Genomic DNA, 17,938 nt, shown 5'->3' with positions numbered 1-17,938 from the left:
CCGAACCGCTATGCATATCCTCGCCACCACATCCGCTTCGCTCGACGATCTCGCCGAGCCGATCGACCTCAGGCAGACGCCTGCGGATGTCGTGGCGCTGTCCTTCACCGACAGCGATCTCGCCGGCCTGGCCGCTGCTTGGAAGGCCGATGCCGCGCGGCTGCCCTCGATGCGGCTGGCAGCCTTGCGCGATCTTCGCCACCCGATGTCGGTCGATCTCTGGATCGACAGCGTCGCCCGCCACGCCAGGGTCGTCCTCGTCCGCATCCTCGGCGGCTATGATTGGTGGCGCTATGGTTGCGACCAGCTCGCCGCGGTGGCGCGCGAGCGCGGCATCAAGCTGGCGCTGCTGCCCGGCGAAAGTCATGACGAGGACCAGCGGCTGATCGAAGCCTCGACCCTGCCGCGTGCGGAGCTGGACGTCCTGCTCGGCTATTTCCGCGAAGGCGGGCCGGCCAACATGAGCGCACTGGTGCGGAGGCTGGCGCGGCTTGCGGGGGCGGATGCGGCGGTTGCCGAGCCGGTGAGCGTGCCGAAGGCTGGGTACTATGAACCTGGGTTAGGGGTTGTACAGAACGCTATCTTATCGAGCGTTGGCGATCCTTCGCCCCCCTCTCTGTCCTGCCGGACATCTCCCCCTCAAGGGGGGAGATCAGCCGTCACCAGCCTCGGCGCCTTTTCTTCATCGGCATCAAAAGAGCCATCTGCAGCATCCGCGATTGGGGAAACCGTCAACGACAAAGCAATCTCCCCCCCTGAGGGGGAGATGTCCGGCAGGACAGAGAGGGGGGCGACGGAACTCGACGTCGACAATTTCGCCGTCGTCCCCATCCTCTTCTACCGCTCGATGTTGTTGGCGGCAGACGTAGCGCCGATCGACGCTCTCGCGGAGGCGTTGAAGCTGCAAGGCCTGACGCCCGTGCCGATTTTCGTCTCCAGCCTGAAAGACCCGGCGTCGCTCGCCTTCGTCGAAACCGCCGTCGCCTCGCTGAACCCCGCCGCCATCATCACCGCCACCGCGTTCGCCTCCGGCGCGGAGCCCGGCGCCGAGACCCTGTTCGACCGCGCCGGCGTGCCCGTCTTTCAGGTCATCGTCGCCACGACGCGCCGCGAGGTCTGGGAGAACAACCAGCGTGGCCTGGCGCCCGCCGATCTTGCCATGCATGTCGTCCTGCCCGAGCTCGACGGCCGCATCCTGGCCGGCGCCATCTCCTTCAAGGGCGAGATCGAGACCGATCCGGCACTGGCCTTTCGCGCCTTCGCCAACCGGCCTGAGGCGGACCGCGTGGCGCAGGTCGCCAGGCGGATCGCGGCCTTTATTCGCCTGCAGCGGACGGAGCGGGCCGAGCGCAAGCTGGCGATCCTGGTTCCTGACTATCCAGGCGCCCCTGGACGGACCGGTTATGCCGTTGGGCTTGATGTGCCGTCGAGTGTGCTTGCAATGCTGCATGACCTGAAAGAACAGGGCTACGCGGTTGAAGGGATTCCGCAATCACCGCGGGCGTTGTTGGATGCGCTGGAGGTGGGTGGGCACGGGTTAAGTTCAAAAGACTACCTGCGCTTGTCCGCAGAACTGCCGGAAGGCGCGCGTAATGCAGTCAGGGCTGCCTGGGGCAGCGCGGAAGACCAGATAGGGCTGCGCGAGGCCCCCCTCTCTGTCCTGCCGGACATCTCCCCCTCAGGGGGGGAGATTAATCCTTCACCTCGGCTTTCACCAATTTCCGGCCTAGCAAGGGGAGAGCCGGCGACGGAACTGCCAATCTCCCCCCTTGAGGGGGAGATGTCCGGCAGGACAGAGAGGGGGGCGACGGAACGCCTGCCTTTGAAGGCTGCCGCCCCGCAACACTTCCCCTTCCGCGCCGCCACCTTCGGCAACGTCACCGTCGCACTGGCACCCGACCGGGGTCGCTCGGCCGACCGCCGCGCTGACTACCACGACCCAACCCTGCCTCCCCGCCACGAGCTGATCGCCTTCGGGCTTTGGCTGCGGAAATCGCTCGGCGTCCACGCCATCGTCCATGTCGGCGCCCACGGCACGCTGGAATGGCTGCCGGGCAAGACAGTGGCGCTCTCCGACACCTGCTTCCCCGAGATCGTCACCGGGTCGCTGCCGATAATCTATCCCTTCATCGTCTCCAATCCCGGTGAGGCGGCGCAGGCCAAGCGCCGCATCTCGGCCGTAACCCTCGGCCATCTGCCCCCGCCGCTGACCGGCGTCGGCCTTGATGAGGCGCAACAGAGGCTGGAACGGCTGGTCGACGAATATGCCCAGGCCGATGGGCTCGACCGCCGCCGCCGCGACCGACTTGCCAAGCTGATCGTCGAGACGGCGCGGAAGACCGGGCTTGCCTCGGAAGCCGGCGTCGCCAGGACCGACCAGCCCGACGAAGCGCTGCGCCGCATCGATGCCTGGCTCTGCGATCTCAAGGATTTCGCCGTCAAGGACGGGCTGCATGTCTATGGCCGCGCACCGGAAGACGAAGCCGATCCGCTGCGCCGGCAAAGCGCCGAAGCCGAAAAGGCCAACCTGCTCGCCGCGCTCGACGGCCGCCACATCAAGGCAGGCCCCGCCGGCGCCCCGGCGCGCGGCCGCTCCGATGTGCTCCCCACCGGCCGCAACCTCTTCACCTCCGACCCGCGCACCATGCCGACGCCGACCGCCTATGATCTCGGCCAGGCGGCGGCGGAGGAAGTCGTGCGCAGCTACATGCAGAGCCATGGCGACTGGCCGCGCTCGCTGGTCATCGACCTCTGGGGCTCGGCCTCGCTGCGCACCGGCGGCGAAGAGATCGCCCAAGGCCTGGCGCTGATGGGCTGCCGGACGCAATGGGATGCCGCCACCGGCCGCGTCACCGGCATCGAGGTGTTGCCGCCGGCGGCGCTCGGCCGGCCGCGCGTCGACGTCACCTGGCGCATCTCCGGGCTGTTCCGCGACATGTTCCCGACCCAGATCGCGCTGATCGACGCCGCCGCGAATGCCGTCGCCGGCCGCGACGAGGACGATAGGGAGAACCCGCTCGCCGCGGCGACGCGCGCTCACGGCAAGGTCAGCCCGCGCATTTTCGGCACCTCGCCCGGCACCTATGGCGCCGGCGTCGAGGATTTGCTGTCGCGCGGCGAATGGGGCGTGCGCGAGGAGATCGGCCGCGCCTATCTAGAGGCCACCTCGCACGCCTATGGCGGCGCCGACGGCGACGCGATTGCCGCGCCCGGCGCCTTCGAAGGCCGGGTCGCCGAAGCCGATCTTCTCGTTCACACCGGCGACGATCCGGGCCGCGATATCCTCGAAGGCTCAGCCGATGTCGCCTTCATCGGCGGCTTTTCGGCGGCGCTTGCAGCGCTTGGCCGCAACGCCGACGTTATTGTGCTCGACACCACCGACCCGCAGAAGCCGAAGCCGCGCTCGGTCGGCGAAGCGGTTTCGCGCGTGGTCCGCGCCCGCGCCGTCAACCCGCGCTTCATCGCAGGCCAGATGCGTCACGGCCCACGCGGCGCCTCGGAATTCGCTGAGACGGTCGACCGCCTGGTCGGCTTCGCCGAGACCACGCACGCCATTTCCGGCGCGCTGATCGAGGCCGTGCACGACGCCTATGTCGCCGATCCGGACGTCCGCGCCTTCCTGCTGCGCGAGAACCCGGCGGCGGCGAAAGTTATCGCCGAGCGCTTCCTCGCCGCGCGACGGCGCGGTCTCTGGCATCCGCTCAGGAATTCCATCGACGACGATCTCGCTGCCTTGATCGCCGAAGCCGAAACAAACGAGGTGGCGGCATGAATGCCTTTTCGCGCCGCGGCGCCTGCCCTGCTCTCAGCGCGCCGATGCAGACCGGTGATGGGCTCTTGGTGCGGCTCAATCCAGTCACTGGAGGACTTGCGCCAAACTTGCTGATCCGATTGGGCGAATCCGCCCTGCGCCACGGCAATGGCATCATGGAAGTGACCGCGCGCGGCAGCTTGCAGATCCGCGGACTGAGCGCGGAAACCGCCCGGATCCTGGCGGCTGAGGTGGATGCGCTTGGTATTGAAGTGCGGACCAGCGTTCCGGTGGAGATCGGGCCGCTGGCGGGGATCGACCCTGAGGAGATTGCCGATCCGCGCCCGTTGGCCGAGCGGCTCAGGGCGGCGATCGAAGAAGCTGGGCTGACGGCAAGGCTGGGGCCGAAGGTGTCGGTGGTTGTCGATGGCGGCGGACAGCTGAGCATGGATGCCGTGGGGGCCGATGTGCGGCTCAAGGCGGTGCGGGCCGGCGAGGATGTTCGTTGGGCCGTATTGGTTGCCGGCGACGGGCGCAGTGGAAAGCCGCTCGCGACAGTCGATGCGGATGCTGCACGCGACATTGCTGTGGCGGCGTTGAGGATGGTCGCCGAAAAAGGACGCGAGGCGCATACCCGCGATTTGTCGGAACGGCAGTTGGCCTCTCTCGCAGGTTGGCGTTCCTTCGCGCCCCCCTCTGTCCTGCCGGACATCTCCCCCACAACGGGAGAGATCGATCCGTCGCGGGCGGTTTCTCCAATTTCCGGCGCTGAAAGAGCGCAGCATATCTCCACCTTCGCCTGGGAAGCGCCTTCGGCCGAACTGCCAATCTCCTCCCTAGTGGGGGAGATGTCCGGCAGGACAGAGGGGGGCGCCGTAGAGCGCCCTCGCTTGCCGATTGGCCTTTTCAACGTTGATGAAGGCACTGCCCTCGGCATCGTCCTGCCCTTCGGCAGCATGCCGGCGCAGAACCTTGTCGAGCTTGCCACAAAGGCCGCAGATCTTGGCTCGACCGAAATCCGCCTCGCCCCAAGCCGCGCCCTGCTTGTCCTTGGCCTCTCCCCATCCGCCTGCGCCTCGCTGCAATCCACGGCCGCCACCCTCGGCTTCGTCACCTTCCCCACCGATCCGCGCACCCGCATCGCCGCCTGTCCCGGCACGCCCGCCTGCGCCTCCGGCAATATCGCCACGCGCACCATCGCCGAGACAATTGCGGCGCAAAGCCCCGAACTCCTCGATACCTCGCTGACGCTCCACATCTCCGGCTGCGCCAAGGGCTGCGCGCATCCCGGCGTAGCGAAGCTCACCCTGGTCGGCGACGAAAACGGAGCCGGACTTGTCGTGGACGGGACGGCAAAGACCCTTCCTGCCGGATACAGGCCGGGCTATGACGCCGCGCGCGGGGTCGCCGCCATTGCGGCTGCGGTCCGCGGTGAACGACATCAAGGCGAAACCGCCGCCGCTTGCCTCACAAGGCTTGGCGCTGCCGGCATCGCCGAACTCTATCGACGGAACCAGTGAATGGCCGCCTACGACTATATCCACGATGGCAACGCGATCTACGAGCGCTCTTTCGCCATCATCCGCGCCGAGGCGGACCTGTCGCGCTTCTCCGCGGCGGAAGCCGATGTCGCGATCCGCATGATCCATGCCTGCGGCCAGGTCGAGGCCGCCAGCCATTTCGTTTTCTCGAACGATTTCGTTGAAGCGGCCCGCGCGGCGCTTGCCGCCGGCGCGCCGATCTTCTGCGATGCCGAGATGGTGGCGCATGGCGTCACCCGCGCCCGCCTGCCGGCCGGCAACGAGGTGATCTGCACCCTGCGCGACCCGCGCACGCATGACATGGCCAGAGAAATCGGCAACACCCGCTCGGCCGCGGCGATCGACCTCTGGGGCGAGCGCATGGCAGGCTCGGTCGTCGCCATCGGCAATGCGCCGACCGCGCTCTTCTATCTTTTGGAAAAACTGCGCGACGGCGCGCCAAAGCCGGCCGCGATCATCGGCATGCCGGTCGGCTTCGTCGGTGCTGCAGAATCGAAAGATGCGCTGGCCGAAAACGCCTACGGCGTGCCCTATGCCATCGTGCGCGGCCGGCTGGGCGGCAGCGCCATGACCGCCGCGGCGCTCAATTCGTTGGCGAGGCCGGGCCTGTGAACGCGATCGTGAAAGGCCGTTTGGTCGGCGTCGGCACCGGCCCCGGCGATCCCGAGTTGCTGACGCTGAAGGCTGCGCGGGCATTGGCCGAGGCTGACGTGGTCGCCTATTTCGCCAAGCGCGGCAACAACAGCAATGCGCGCGCCATCGTCGGGGCGCGCTTCCGGCCGGACATGATCGAGCTGCCGCTGCACTATCCCGTGACGACGGAAATAGACAAGGATCACGACGACTACCGCGCGCAGATCACCGATTTCTACGAACAGTCGGCCGAAGAGGTCGCCGAGCATCTCGGCGCCGGCAGGATGGTGGCGGTGCTGTCGGAGGGCGATCCGCTCTTTTACGGCTCCTACATGCATCTGCATGTTCGCCTGGCGCATCGCTTCCCGACCGAAGTCATCCCCGGCATCACCGCCATGTCCGGCTGCTGGTCGGCCACTGGCCTGCCGATCGTCCAGGGCGATGACGTGCTGACCGTGCTGCCGGGCACGATGAGTGAGTTCGAGCTGACCCGGCGCCTCGCCGACACCGATGCCGCCGTGATCATGAAGGTCGGCCGCAACCTGTCGAAGATCAGGCGCGCGCTGGAAGCGACCGGCAAGCTGGCGAAGGCTGTCTATGTCGAGCGTGGCACCATGCCGGGCAGCGTCTCGATGCGACTCGCCGAGAAGCCGGACGACAAGGCGCCCTATTTCGCCATCGTGCTCGTCGCCGGCTGGTCGGCCCGCCTCGGGGCTAAGCCATGAGCGGCCGCCTCACCGTCATCGGCCTTGGCCCCGGCAATGCCGACCAGGTCACGCCGCAGGCTGCCAATGCCGTCGCCGAGGCTTCCTTCTTCTATGGCTACAAGCCCTATCTTGACCGGCTCGAGCTGCGGCCGGATCAGACCCGCATCGCCTCCGAAAACCGCGAGGAGCTCGCCCGTTCCAACGAGGCGCTGGCCAAGGCGGCCGAGGGCCATAGCGTCGCCGTCGTTTCCGGCGGCGACCCCGGCGTCTTCGCCATGGCTGCGGCCGTCTGCGAGGCGATCGAGGCCGGTCCCGACGAATGGCGCGCCATCGACCTCGCTGTCGTCCCCGGCGTCACCGCCATGCTCGCCGTCGCCGCCCGCATCGGCGCGCCGCTCGGCCACGACTTCTGCGCCATCTCGCTCTCCGACAATCTGAAGCCGTGGGAGCTGATCGAGCTGCGCCTGCTGGCGGCTGCCGGAGCCGGCTTCGTCATCGCGCTCTACAACCCGATCAGCAAGGCCCGCCCCTGGCAGCTCGGCCGAGCCTTCGAGTGCCTGAAGGCGATCCTGCCCGGCACCACGCCGGTGATCTTCGGCCGCGCCGCCGGCCGGCCGGACGAGCGTATTGAGGTGTTTTTGCTCGCGGACGCCGATGCGGCAAAAGCCGACATGTCGACCTGCATCATCATCGGCTCGCCCGAGACCCGCATCATTAGGCGCGGCGAGAAGCCGGCGCTGGTCTACACGCCGCGTTCGGCAACGGGCGCGAAAAGATGATCGACTTTGGCCGCCAGCGCATCGACGGTTTCGGCCGAGGGCACGTCAGGCAGAGGCGGCCGACGGACCATGACCACTTCGATGCCGAGCGCCCGCGCGGCGGCGATCTTGCCGTAGGTCGCCTCGCCGCCGCTGTTCTTGGAGACGACGGCATCGATCCCGTGTTTTTCGAGCAGCGCTCGCTCATCCGCTTCCGGAAACGGTCCGCGCGCCAGCAGATAGAGCGCATCGGGCACGGCCAGCTGCGGCTCGATCGGGTCGACGCTGCGGATCAGGTAACAGTGCTGGGGCGCGGCCTCGAAAGCGCCAGCCTCCTGCCGGCCGATCGCCAAAAAGACACGACGCGGCGCCGCGCCGAGAGCGCTTGCCGCCTCAGCGACATTGTCGACCAGCGTCCAGCGATCGCCCGCGACCGGTTCCCAGCCGGGGCGCCGCAGAGCAAGAATCGGCACGCCGGACTGCTTGGCGGCTTCGGCTGCGTTGGCCGAGATCTGGGCGGCGTATGGATGCGTGGCGTCGATCAGCAGATCGACCTTTTCCTGGCGAAGATAGGCGGCCAACCCGTCCGCGCCACCAAAGCCGCCGACGCGCACCGGCACGCCTTGCGCGACCGGGCTCTCGGTGCGGCCGGCAAGCGACAGCGTGATCGAGAAATCCTGGCGACGCGCCAGCTTCCCGGCCAGTTGCCGGGCTTCCGTGGTTCCGCCGAGGATCAGAATGCGGTGGGTCATCATGCCTGCTAAGGGTCCGCGCGCCGCCAAGCCCGCCTCAAAATGGCTCACCATCGTCGGCATCGGCGAGGACGGTGTAGCGGGTCTCGGCGACGAGGCCAAGCAGCGCATCGCGCAGGCGGAATTCGTCTTCGGCGGCAAGCGGCATCTTGGTCTCGTCGCATCCCTGATTAAGGGGAAAGCGACACCTTGGCCGACGCCCTTCGATGCCGAAATGCGCGACGTGCTGGCGCTCGCGGGCAAGGACGTCTGCGTGCTCGCGTCCGGCGACCCATTCTTTCACGGCGTCGGCGTCACGCTGGCGCGCAAGGTGAAGCCGGATGAGATGCTCGTTCTCCCGGCGCCGTCGTCTCTATCGCTGGCCGCCTCCCGTCTCGGCTGGGCGCTGCAGGACGTCGAGACCATCTCACTGCATGGCCATTCGATCGACTTGATCCGCCCCCTGCTCCATCCCGGCGCGCGCGTCCTCGCCCTGACATCGGACGCCGACGCGCCAGCCGCTATCGCCGCGCTGCTCGACGAACTTGGCTTCGGCCCGTCGCGGCTGACGGTGCTCGAAGCGCTCTGCGGTGCCGATGAAGCGCGTCGCACCGCCCGCGCCGACACCTTCGACCTCAAAAACATCAACCCGCTCAACGTGCTGGCGCTCGAAATTGAATCGACGCCGGATGCGCGCGTCCTGCCCTTGACCGTCGGCCTCGCCGACCATCTGTTCGAGCATGACGGCCAGCTCACCAAGCGCGAGATCCGCGCCATCACGCTTTCAGCGCTGGCGCCGCGGCGCGGCGAGCTGCTGTGGGACATCGGCGCCGGCTCCGGCTCGATTGGCATCGAATGGATGATGGCGCATCCTTCGCTGCGCGCAATCGCCATCGAATCCAACGGCGAGCGCGCCGCGCGTATCGCCCGCAACGCCGCGCATTGCGGCGTGCCCGGCCTTGTCGTGGTCGAAGGCTCGGCGCCCAAGGCGCTTGCCAAGCTTGAAACGCCAGATGCCATCTTTATCGGCGGCGGCGGCAGCGATGACGGCGTGCTGGAGAAGGCAATCAAGGCGCTCCGTCCCGGCGGCCGGCTCGTCGCCAATGCCGTGACACTGGAAATGGAGGCGCTGCTGCTCGACCAGCACAACAGGCGCGGCGGCGACCTGATCCGCATCGCCCTGTCGCGCGCGGCGCCTGTCGGCTCGATGCAAGCCTGGCGTCCGGCCATGCCGGTCACGCAGTGGAGCTGGATCAAGCCATGATGGTCGCGGGCGTAGGCAGCCGCAAAGGCGTGAGTGTCGAAGAAGTATTGGCGGCGATCGAGACCGCGCTTGAAGCGCATGGCCTCGCGATGACGGCGCTTTCGGCGCTGGCGACGACCGAGTTCAAACGCAACGAAGAAGCCATTTTCGCTGCCGGCCGTGAACTCAACCTTCCCGTAATTGTGGTTGATGCTTCCGGCTCCGAACCGTCACTCCCCCTCACCCGGCCTCCGCTTCGCTCGGCCGACCTCTCCCCAAAGGGAGAGGAGATGACAGGCGCCGCCGCCAGTCTCTTCTCCCCCACGGGGAGAAGGTGGCCCGAAGGGCCGGATGAGGGGACGTCTCTGCTCAGTCATTCGGATCTCTCGCAGAGCCGCGCCGGCACGCCGTCGGTTTCGGAAGCGTCCGCTCTCGCCGTTGCTGGGGCCGGTGCAAGATTGCTCGGGCCTCGCACCGTGCTTGGCCCGGTCACCTGCGCCATCGCCATCAGCGGAGACGCGCCATGACGGTCCATTTCATCGGCGCCGGTCCGGGCGCGGCCGATCTCATCACCTTGCGCGGCGCGCGGCTGCTAGCCAGTTGCCCGGTCTGCCTCCACGCCGGCTCGATCGTCGCGCCGGAACTGCTCGAACATTGCGCGCCAGGCACCAAGCTGATCGACACCGCGCCGATGTCGCTCGACGAGATCGAGGCTGAATATGTCGCCGCGCACAAGGCCGGCCAGGACGTCGCGCGCCTGCATTCCGGCGACCTTTCCGTGTGGAGCGCGGTGGCCGAGCAGATCAGGCGGTTGGAAAAGCACGGCATCCCCTACACGCTCACCCCAGGCGTGCCCTCTTTCGCCGCTGCCGCGGCGGCTTTGCGGCGCGAGCTCACTATCCCCGAGCTCGCGCAAAGCCTGGTGCTGACGCGCGTTTCCGGCCGCGCCTCGAAGATGCCGCCCGGCGAGACCCTGGCCGGCTTCGGCCGCACCGGCGCCACGCTTGCCATCCATCTTGCCATCCACGCCATCGACCGCATCGTCGCGGACCTCACGCCGCTTTACGGCGCCGAATGCCCGGTCGCGGTCGTCTTCCGCGCCTCCTGGCCTGACGAGCGCATCCTGACCGGGACGCTCGGCACCATCGAAGCGCAATTGGCGCAGAATCCGATGGAGCGCACGGCGATCATCTTCGTCGGCAGCGCGCTCGCAGCGCAGGATTTCGGCGAAAGCTCACTCTACGACGCCCACTACCAGCGGCGTTTTCGCGGACGGGACGGATTGTGAACGGCAGCGCCAACATGAACGGACGGGTAAATGTGGAGCAGGCGCTGGCGCGGCTGAACTTCAAGCCGCGCGAACTTGAGCCCGGCCATGTCTGGCTGGCCGGCGCCGGGCCCGGCGATCCCGGCTGCCTGACGCTGGAGGTGCTGGCGGCGCTCGGGCAATGCGACGCACTCGTCTATGACGCGCTGGTCTCGCCCGACGTCGTGGCGGTCGCTCAAGGAGCCGAGCTTTTCTACGCCGGAAAACGCGGCGGCCGGCCTTCGATGAAGCAGGACGACATCAACGCCCTGCTGGTGCGGCTGGCGCGCGAGGGTCGCCGCGTCGTGCGGCTCAAGGGCGGCGATCCTTATATTTTCGGCCGCGGCGGCGAAGAGGCCTTGGCGTTGGCGGGCGAGAAAATCCCGTTCCGGGTGCTTTCCGGCCTGACCTCCGGTCTCAGCGCGCTGGCCGCGACCGGCATCCCCGCCACCATGCGCGGCATCAACAAGGCCGTCATTCTCGCCACCGGCCACGCCGCCGGCACGGATGACGACATCGACTGGGCGGCGATCGCCCGCACCGGACAGCCGGTCGTCGTCTATATGGGCATGGCCAATCTGCCGGTGATCGCGGCAAAGCTGCTCGAAGGCGGCCTCGCGCCGTCGACACCCGCCGCGGTGATCGTAGCGGCGACCACGCCGCAGGAACGCATCGTCGTCGCCACGCTCTCCACCATCGCCGAGGAGGCCGCTGCCGCCGGGCTGGCTTCGCCGGCGCTGATCGTCGTCGGCGGGATCGTCGCCATGCGCGCGGCACTGGCGGGCGACGCATGACGGCGCGCGCGATCATCATCGGGGCGCCGCGCTCGGGCTCGGGCAAGACCAGCGTCACCATCGGCCTGTTGCGCGCGCTCGCCCGGCGCGGCCTGAAAGTGCGCGGCGCGAAATCCGGACCGGACTATATCGATCCCGGCTTCCACACCGCCGCCACCGGCCTCTCCGGCGTCAACCTCGACAGCTGGGCGATGTCGCCTGCCCTGCTCAACGCGCTGGCGGCCCAGGCCGCGGATGACGCCGAATACGTCATCCTCGAAAGCGCCATGGGCCTGTTTGACGGCATCCCCGCCTCGCAAGGCCGCTCAGGCTCGGCCGCCGATCTCGCCCGGCTCTACTGCCTGCCCGTCCTTTTGGTGCTCGACGTTTCCGGGCAGTCGACCACGGCGGCGGCGGTGGCCAAGGGTTTCGCGACCTACGATCCCGACGTCCGCATGGCCGGCGTCGTGCTTAACCGGCTCGGCAGCGAACGCCACCGGCGGCTGTCGGGCGACGCCATCGAGGCGATCGGCCTGCCCGTGGTCGGCGCCATCCTGCGCGATCCGACGCTCAACCTGCCGGAGCGGCATCTCGGCCTCGTCCAGGCCGGCGAATACGAGAACCTGATGGCACATCTCGACCGGCTGGCCGACATGGTCGAAAAGTCGCTCGACATCGATGCCATCCTGGCGTTGGCGAAACCGCTCAGACCAGCGGCCGGCGACTTCGGTGACGCGCTCCAACCTCCCGGGCAACGCATCGCGTTGGCCGAGGACGCCGCCTTCACCTTCCTCTATCCGCATGTCGCCACGCATTGGCGCAAGGCAGGTGCCGAGATCGCGCCTTTCTCGCCGCTTGCCGACGAGGGGCCTTCGCCGGACTGCGATGTCTGCTGGCTGCCAGGCGGCTATCCCGAGCTGCATGCCGGCAAGCTCGCGGCCGCGACGAACTTCCAGGCGGGAATGGCGCGCTTTGCCGCGGCGAAGCCGGTCCACGGCGAGTGCGGCGGCTTCATGGTGCTGGGCGAAGGGCTGGAAGACGCGGACGGCGAGAACCACAGGATGCTCGGCCTGCTTGGCCATTCGACCAGCTTCGCCAAGCGCAAGATGAATCTCGGCTATCGCGAGGCGCGGCTGCGCGCCGCCTGCCCGTTGGGGCCGGAAGGCACGCTGATCCGCGGCCACGAATTCCACTATGCCCAGATGACGGCCATCGGCAATGACGAGCCCTTGGCCGACCTTGCCGATGGCCAGGGCAACCCGCTAGGCGCTTCCGGCTACCGGCGCGGCCATGTCAGCGGCACCTTTTTCCATGCCATTGCGAGGAGCGCATGAGCGGCCCTTCGGCGCCCCGGCAAGTGCTTGACGATATCGGCCTCAGCCTCGTCTTCTTCACCAGGCTGAGATTGCCGTCGAGCGATTTCGGCGGCCGCAGCCTGGCGGACGCGATCTGGGCGGCGCCCTTTGCCGGTCTCGCGGTGGCGATCATCGGCGCGCTTGTCTACGCCATCGCCTACAGCTTGGGTCTTGCCACCGGCCCTGCCGCGGCGCTCACACTCGCCGCGACCATGCTCGTTACCGGCTGCCTGCATGAGGACGGGCTTTCAGACATCGCAGACGGCTTTGGGGGCGGCCGGACACGCGACAGGAAACTGGAGATCATGCGCGACAGCCGCATCGGCGCCTATGGCGCGGCCGCGCTTGGGCTGTCGCTGCTGATCCGCTGGAGCGCGCTGTCCGAACTCTCCGGTCCCGGCCATATCTTCCTGGCGCTGCTCGCCGCGCACGCCGCTTCGCGCGGGCTTTTCGGCGCCTTCATGCATCTTCTGCCGCTGGCCCGCAGCGACGGCCTGTCGGCGAATGCGGGCTCGGTCGCAAGCCAAACCGCCGCCATCGGCGCTACGCTCGGCGCCGTGGCGCTGCTGGCGCTCGGCCTCGGCGGCGCCATCGCCGCGCTGATCCTGCTCGGCTTGGTCTTCGCGGGCTTGCGCGCGCTTTGCCTCGCCCAGATCGGCGGCCAGACCGGCGACACGATCGGCGCGCTGCAGCAGCTCGGCGAGATCGCCGTGCTTCTCGTCGCTTCTGTTTGCCTTTCCTGATTCTCTTTCGGAGACCTTGCCCCCATGTCCCCTCAATCAACGTCCTTCAAATCGCTCGAAGACCTTCGCGCCGCCTGCCTCGATCTTCCGGCTGGCAGCGACATCGCCGCCGGAGCCGTCGCCCGCCGCCAGGATACGCTGACCAAGCCGCCGGGCAGCCTTGGCAGGCTGGAAACGATCGCCGCGTGGCTCGGCCGCTGGCAAGGCCGCGACATGCCCAAGCTCGATCATGTGAAGGTCTTCGTCTTTGCCGGCAATCACGGCGTCACCGCGCAGGGCGTCTCGGCCTATCCGTCGGAAGTGACGGTACAGATGGTGGCGAATTTCGCCGGCGGTGGTGCGGCCATCAACCAGCTGGCCCGCATCGCTGGCGCCAAGCTGGACGTCATCCCGCTCGATCTCGACCATCCGACCGGCGATTTCACGATAGTTCCCGCGATGGACGAGCAGGCCTTCCTCGCCGCCGTCTCCGCCGGCTACGACGCAGTAACCAGCGACATGGACCTCGTCTGCTTCGGCGAGATGGGCATCGGCAACACCACCCCGGCGGCCGCGATCTCCACCGCCCTCTTTGGCGGCAGCGCGGAGAAATGGACCGGGCGCGGCACCGGCGTCGACGATGCCGGCATGAAGCGCAAGGTGGTGGCGATCGAAGCCGGCCTGAAGCGCCACGCCGATTCGCTCTCCGACCCGCTGAAGATCGCTGCCGCCCTTGGCGGCCGCGAGCTGGCGGCCATCTTCGGCGCCACGCTCGCCGCGCGCAAGAACAACGTGCCGGTGCTGCTCGACGGTTTTGTGTGCACCGCCGCCGCCGCTCCGCTCGCAAGGCTGCATCCAACTGGCCTCGCCCATACCATCGCCGCCCATGTCTCGGCGGAAGCCGGCCACCGCCGCCTGCTCGAGGCGCTCGGCCTGCCGCCGCTGCTCGACCTCGGCATGCGTCTCGGCGAAGGCTCAGGCGCCTGCCTCGCCGTCAACATCGTCCGCTCGGCGCTGGAGTGCCATGCCCGCATGGCGAGCTTCGCCGAGGCGGGGGTATCGGAGAAGTAACGGGGCTTCCCAACAGATTGGTCCGCAATTTTCTGTTTCTGCAAATCGGCTTAAATTTATCTAAATTTAGCGGATTTTGCCAGATGCACTGATCTGACGCCGGATCAGCTGAAGATCATCTTACGATTAATTTCGGATGATTTGTGATTATCATCACAGATTAAATTCCGGCGCCATGCCAAATCACACATCGTGGTTATTTCACTGTTGATCTTTATTCAGAAACGGAGGAAGGCATGGCTCGTTCGATCAGAGTACTGTATCGGGGAATGAAAGGCACAATTCGTCAGAACTTCAATTGGGACCCGATCAACTTAGACTCTGCGGTGATCATAACAGCAGCGGAATTTATACCTGCCTTCGGTGGCTTTGGTGGCGGACCGAAGACGCTTGGGCGCCCAAATCTTGGCTCCGCTAATGTTTATGTGACCAATGTTGGCCCCCACGGCGTGGCCGGCGGGGAAGCAGGAGGCGTTGAATTCCTTCTTCATGTCGACTGGGATAGTCCGTTGGATATCGTTGCAACCATCACCGTTCTGGATGACATCGAGGAATTCTTCCAGGCGTAGCGGACATCTTCCGTGGGCTAGAGCGTTTCACCGTTTCACGGAAACGGTGAAACGCTCTAGCTCTTTGTTTTTACGCAATTCCGGACGGAAAACCGCTCACACCTTTCCTGGAATTGCTCTAGTGCGGCATTGGCACTTACGGATTGATCGCGATCGCCGGTTGGGCAGCAATCGTCATGAGAGCTGTCTGACGGGCGATCGTTGCAGGTCTTCAGCCGTAGCGACTCAATCCGCCGCGAAGGCGGAACAAAAGGACAAATACCATAGGAAAATTTGGTGGGTGTGCACAGGATCGAACTGTGGACCCGCTGATTAAGAGTCAGCTGCTCTACCAACTGAGCTACACACCCACACCGCCGGGAAAACCAGCGTCGGCGGCGCATATAGCCGCCGCTTTCGGGGATGTCTAGCCCTGCCGGATCATTTCCCGACAAATCGCTGAATTGCCGCACCCGTCACACAAACAGCCTGCCTTCCGCCACCTTGACGGCATGGCCGCCGACGCGCGCGGAGGCCAGTTTTCCGCCGTCGACATTGAGCTCGAGGCGGATGCGCGAGGGCCGGCCCATTTCCAGGCCCTGCTCGATCCAGAGCTGCGAGACGCCGTCGGTCGGGATGTCGAAATACATGATGGCGCCGGCAAAGGCCGCGGCAGCCGAACCGGTCGCGGGATCTTCGTAGGACGGCGTGCCGGGCACGATCATGCGAACATGAAACGCGCTGTCATGATGCACCGTCTCTCGGCAATAGACATATGGACTGGCGAAAGCCCATTCGCTCTTGCGGGGCGCCAATTCCGACCATGCCTGGTTGTCGAGCCTGATCTTGGCCGCCTCCTCCAATCCGGCAACGGGAATGGTCACGTAAGGCACGCCGGCCGACCAGAAGGCGACGCGGTGATTCTCGAAGCCTATCTCGTGCGGGCCAAGGCCGAGCGCGGCGCCGATCGCTTCCGGATCGGCCTTGAGCTCCAACGGTTCCGGCAGTTTCGCCAGGTCGAACTCGGCGAATGTCGAGCCGTCATGCTTGCTCACCGCGCAACGCACCGGCCCGATATTCTCCTCCAGCACGAAAATGCCGGCCTCCTCCTCGGCGAGTTCCGCCAGCGCGATCGCCGAGCCGACTGTCGGATGGCCCGCGAAAGGCATTTCATAGTCGGGCGTGAAGATGCGAATACGGTTGCGGTGCATCGGATTGTCTGGAGGCAGCACGAACACCGTCTCGGACAGGTTGAATTCGCGCGCAATCGCCTGCATGCCGGCAGTGTCAAGCCCATCGCTGTCGAGCACCACCGCAAGCGGATTTCCGGCCAGCCTTTCGGTGGTAAACACATCGTAAAGCAAGTAATTGCGCGTCATGGAGAAAACCTTTCGCCTCGCCCCGAATTTCTGCCCCAATCCCAACATGAGGGAAATTTAATTTGAAATTCGAACCTTAAAGCCTGATCTGTGCACGGACAGGGACATCGATTTCCAGCATAGGGGTCCGGGGTGGACCAGGTTGTCAATCCGCCAAAGGCGGAATCCGGTACTTCCATAGAGGCCGCGCTCGGCCTCGACCGCAAGGGCGTAACCCGCAAGCGTCGCCGCCTCTGGCTTTACGCCCTGCTGGCGATAGCGGTCGCAGCGGTCGGCGTTGCCCTTTATCAATGGTACGCCGCGGCGCCCCCCAGGATTGAATACACCACCGTGCCGGCGGCGACCGCGGACCTCACCGTCGAAGTATCCGCCACCGGCACGCTGCAGCCGCTGACCCAGGTCGACATCTCCAGCGAACTTTCCGGCATCGTCCGCTCGGTTGCGGTCAACGAAAACCAGCAGGTCAAGAAGGGCGACGTGCTGGCGACGCTCGATACCGCGAAGCTCGAAGTCCAGATCGAGCGCGCCACCGCCTCCGCCAAGGCGGCGGCAGCCGCCGTCGAGGACGCCAAGGTGACCCTGCAGGAGAACGAGAACGCGGTCGTGCGCGCCAGCGCGCTGACCAAGCGCGGCATGGCGACGGACCAGTCGCTCGAAGCGGCAAACGCGACGCGCGACCGCTCGAAGGCAGCGCTGGACAGCGCCGAGGCCAATCTCGCCATCGCCCAGGCCGACCTCAAGGCGCAGCAGACAGACCTGGCCAAGAGCACCATCTATGCGCCGATCGACGGCATCGTGCTCACACGCTCGGTCGATCCCGGCCAGCGGGTCGCGTCCTCGCTGCAGGCGCCGGTGCTGTTCGTCATCGCCGCCGACCTTCGCAACATGGAATTGCGGGCGGCGGTCGACGAGGCCGACATCGGCCAGGTCAAACCTGGCCAGCACGCCCGCTTCACCGTCGATGCCTTCCCGGACCGCCCGTTCGATGCCGAGATCCGCGACATCTCCTACGCCTCGGTCACCACCGACGGCGTCGTGACCTACAATGCGCGCCTGGAGGTCGACAATGGCGAGCTTTTGCTCAGGCCCGGCATGACGGCCACGGTCTCAGTCGTCACAAGGCAGGCCAAGGGCGTGCTTACCGTTCCCTCGACGGCCTTCCGCTATCGCCCGATGCAGCAGCAGGCCCGCGGCTGGAGCCTGAGCGATCTCTTCACCGGCCGCATGGGCCGCCCCAATCGGCAGCGCGAGCCGACCAAGGCGCCGACCGACGGCTCGCGCACGCTCTATGTGCTGGAGAACGGCCGGCCGCATCCGGTCAACGTCAGGATCGGCTCGACCGATGGCGAGCTGACCGAGATCACCTCCGGCCTCGATGAGGGCGCGCAAGTCATCACCGGCGCGCAGCAGCGGAGCTGAC

At 66.8% G+C, this 17,938-nt stretch carries 16 protein-coding genes and 1 tRNA gene; 14 read left to right on the top strand and 3 right to left on the bottom strand.

Annotated features, from left to right (window positions below):
* Positions 1-10 precede the first annotated feature (10 nt).
* From EJ069_RS04100 to EJ069_RS04080, 5 genes are read left to right on the top strand one after another with little or no spacing between them, the layout of a single operon-like run.
* The gene (locus tag EJ069_RS04100) at positions 11-3,772 is read left to right on the top strand and encodes a cobaltochelatase subunit CobN (protein WP_126060203.1); all 3,762 of its coding nucleotides are present in this window, start codon (positions 11-13) and stop codon (positions 3,770-3,772) included.
* The gene (gene cobG / locus EJ069_RS04095; protein ID WP_126060202.1) at positions 3,769-5,271 is read left to right on the top strand and encodes a precorrin-3B synthase; all 1,503 of its coding nucleotides are present in this window, start codon (positions 3,769-3,771) and stop codon (positions 5,269-5,271) included. The genes EJ069_RS04100 and cobG overlap by 4 nt, the downstream gene beginning before the upstream one ends.
* Positions 5,272-5,904, top strand: a complete 633-nt coding sequence (locus EJ069_RS04090; protein WP_126060201.1) for a precorrin-8X methylmutase — start codon at positions 5,272-5,274, stop codon at positions 5,902-5,904. It begins immediately after the preceding gene.
* Positions 5,901-6,650, top strand: a complete 750-nt coding sequence (locus tag EJ069_RS04085; RefSeq protein WP_126060200.1) for a precorrin-2 C(20)-methyltransferase — start codon at positions 5,901-5,903, stop codon at positions 6,648-6,650. Before EJ069_RS04090 ends, EJ069_RS04085 begins: the two co-directional genes overlap by 4 nt.
* Positions 6,647-7,411 carry a precorrin-3B C(17)-methyltransferase gene (locus EJ069_RS04080; RefSeq protein WP_126060199.1) on the top strand — a complete coding sequence of 255 codons (765 nt, stop codon included), beginning with the start codon at positions 6,647-6,649 and terminating at the stop codon, positions 7,409-7,411. The genes EJ069_RS04085 and EJ069_RS04080 overlap by 4 nt, the downstream gene beginning before the upstream one ends.
* On the opposite strand, the gene EJ069_RS04075 is transcribed toward EJ069_RS04080, so the two are convergent.
* On the bottom strand, positions 7,375-8,142 hold the full coding sequence (locus EJ069_RS04075; protein ID WP_126060198.1) for a cobalt-precorrin-6A reductase: 768 nt from the start codon (positions 8,140-8,142) through the stop codon (positions 7,375-7,377). The genes EJ069_RS04080 and EJ069_RS04075 overlap by 37 nt on opposite strands.
* Before the next feature lies 1 nt (position 8,143).
* Between EJ069_RS04075 and cbiE the strand changes: the two genes are divergently transcribed.
* The 8 genes from cbiE to EJ069_RS04030 all read left to right on the top strand — a co-directional run bounded on the left by cbiE (position 8,144) and on the right by EJ069_RS04030 (position 15,160).
* Positions 8,144-9,385: a precorrin-6y C5,15-methyltransferase (decarboxylating) subunit CbiE gene (gene cbiE / locus EJ069_RS04070; protein WP_126060197.1), complete on the top strand. Its 1,242-nt coding sequence runs from the start codon at positions 8,144-8,146 to the stop codon at positions 9,383-9,385.
* Complete coding sequence (locus EJ069_RS33140; protein WP_245456431.1) at positions 9,382-9,891, top strand: cobalamin biosynthesis protein; 510 nt, start codon at positions 9,382-9,384, stop codon at positions 9,889-9,891. Before cbiE ends, EJ069_RS33140 begins: the two co-directional genes overlap by 4 nt.
* Positions 9,888-10,652: a precorrin-4 C(11)-methyltransferase gene (gene cobM / locus EJ069_RS04055; RefSeq protein ID WP_126060196.1), complete on the top strand. Its 765-nt coding sequence runs from the start codon at positions 9,888-9,890 to the stop codon at positions 10,650-10,652. Before EJ069_RS33140 ends, cobM begins: the two co-directional genes overlap by 4 nt.
* 14 nt (positions 10,653-10,666) lie before the next feature.
* Entirely contained in the window at positions 10,667-11,464 is a 798-nt protein-coding gene (cobA, locus tag EJ069_RS04050) for a uroporphyrinogen-III C-methyltransferase (protein ID WP_126060195.1), read from the top strand.
* Positions 11,461-12,777: a cobyrinate a,c-diamide synthase gene (locus EJ069_RS04045; RefSeq protein WP_126060194.1), complete on the top strand. Its 1,317-nt coding sequence runs from the start codon at positions 11,461-11,463 to the stop codon at positions 12,775-12,777. The genes cobA and EJ069_RS04045 overlap by 4 nt, the downstream gene beginning before the upstream one ends.
* A complete protein-coding gene (cobS, locus tag EJ069_RS04040; protein ID WP_126060193.1) occupies positions 12,774-13,541 on the top strand; it encodes an adenosylcobinamide-GDP ribazoletransferase in 768 nt (255 codons plus the stop codon). Before EJ069_RS04045 ends, cobS begins: the two co-directional genes overlap by 4 nt.
* 24 nt (positions 13,542-13,565) lie before the next feature.
* Positions 13,566-14,591, top strand: coding sequence for a nicotinate-nucleotide--dimethylbenzimidazole phosphoribosyltransferase (gene cobT, locus EJ069_RS04035; protein WP_126060192.1), 1,026 nt, complete (start codon positions 13,566-13,568; stop codon positions 14,589-14,591).
* A 236-nt stretch (positions 14,592-14,827) separates the two neighbouring features.
* Positions 14,828-15,160: a hypothetical protein gene (locus tag EJ069_RS04030; protein ID WP_126060191.1), complete on the top strand. Its 333-nt coding sequence runs from the start codon at positions 14,828-14,830 to the stop codon at positions 15,158-15,160.
* Positions 15,161-15,434: 274 nt separating this feature from the next.
* On the opposite strand, the gene EJ069_RS04025 is transcribed toward EJ069_RS04030, so the two are convergent.
* Together EJ069_RS04025 and EJ069_RS04020 are read right to left on the bottom strand one after the other, a co-directional pair.
* A tRNA-Lys gene (locus EJ069_RS04025) sits at positions 15,435-15,510 on the bottom strand.
* A gap of 105 nt (positions 15,511-15,615) precedes the next feature.
* A complete protein-coding gene (locus EJ069_RS04020) occupies positions 15,616-16,518 on the bottom strand; it encodes a PhzF family phenazine biosynthesis protein (protein WP_126060190.1) in 903 nt (300 codons plus the stop codon).
* A 132-nt stretch (positions 16,519-16,650) separates the two neighbouring features.
* Here EJ069_RS04020 and EJ069_RS04015 point away from each other — a divergent pair, with 132 nt between their 5' ends.
* A complete protein-coding gene (locus EJ069_RS04015; protein ID WP_126060189.1) occupies positions 16,651-17,937 on the top strand; it encodes an efflux RND transporter periplasmic adaptor subunit in 1,287 nt (428 codons plus the stop codon).
* Position 17,938: the final 1 nt, after the last annotated feature.

This window comes from Mesorhizobium sp. M2A.F.Ca.ET.043.05.1.1 (assembly GCF_003952445.1).
Classification (GTDB): domain Bacteria; phylum Pseudomonadota; class Alphaproteobacteria; order Rhizobiales; family Rhizobiaceae; genus Mesorhizobium.
The sequence above is the reverse complement of the archived record's forward strand: the minus strand, read 5'-3'. Positions and strand labels throughout refer to the sequence as shown.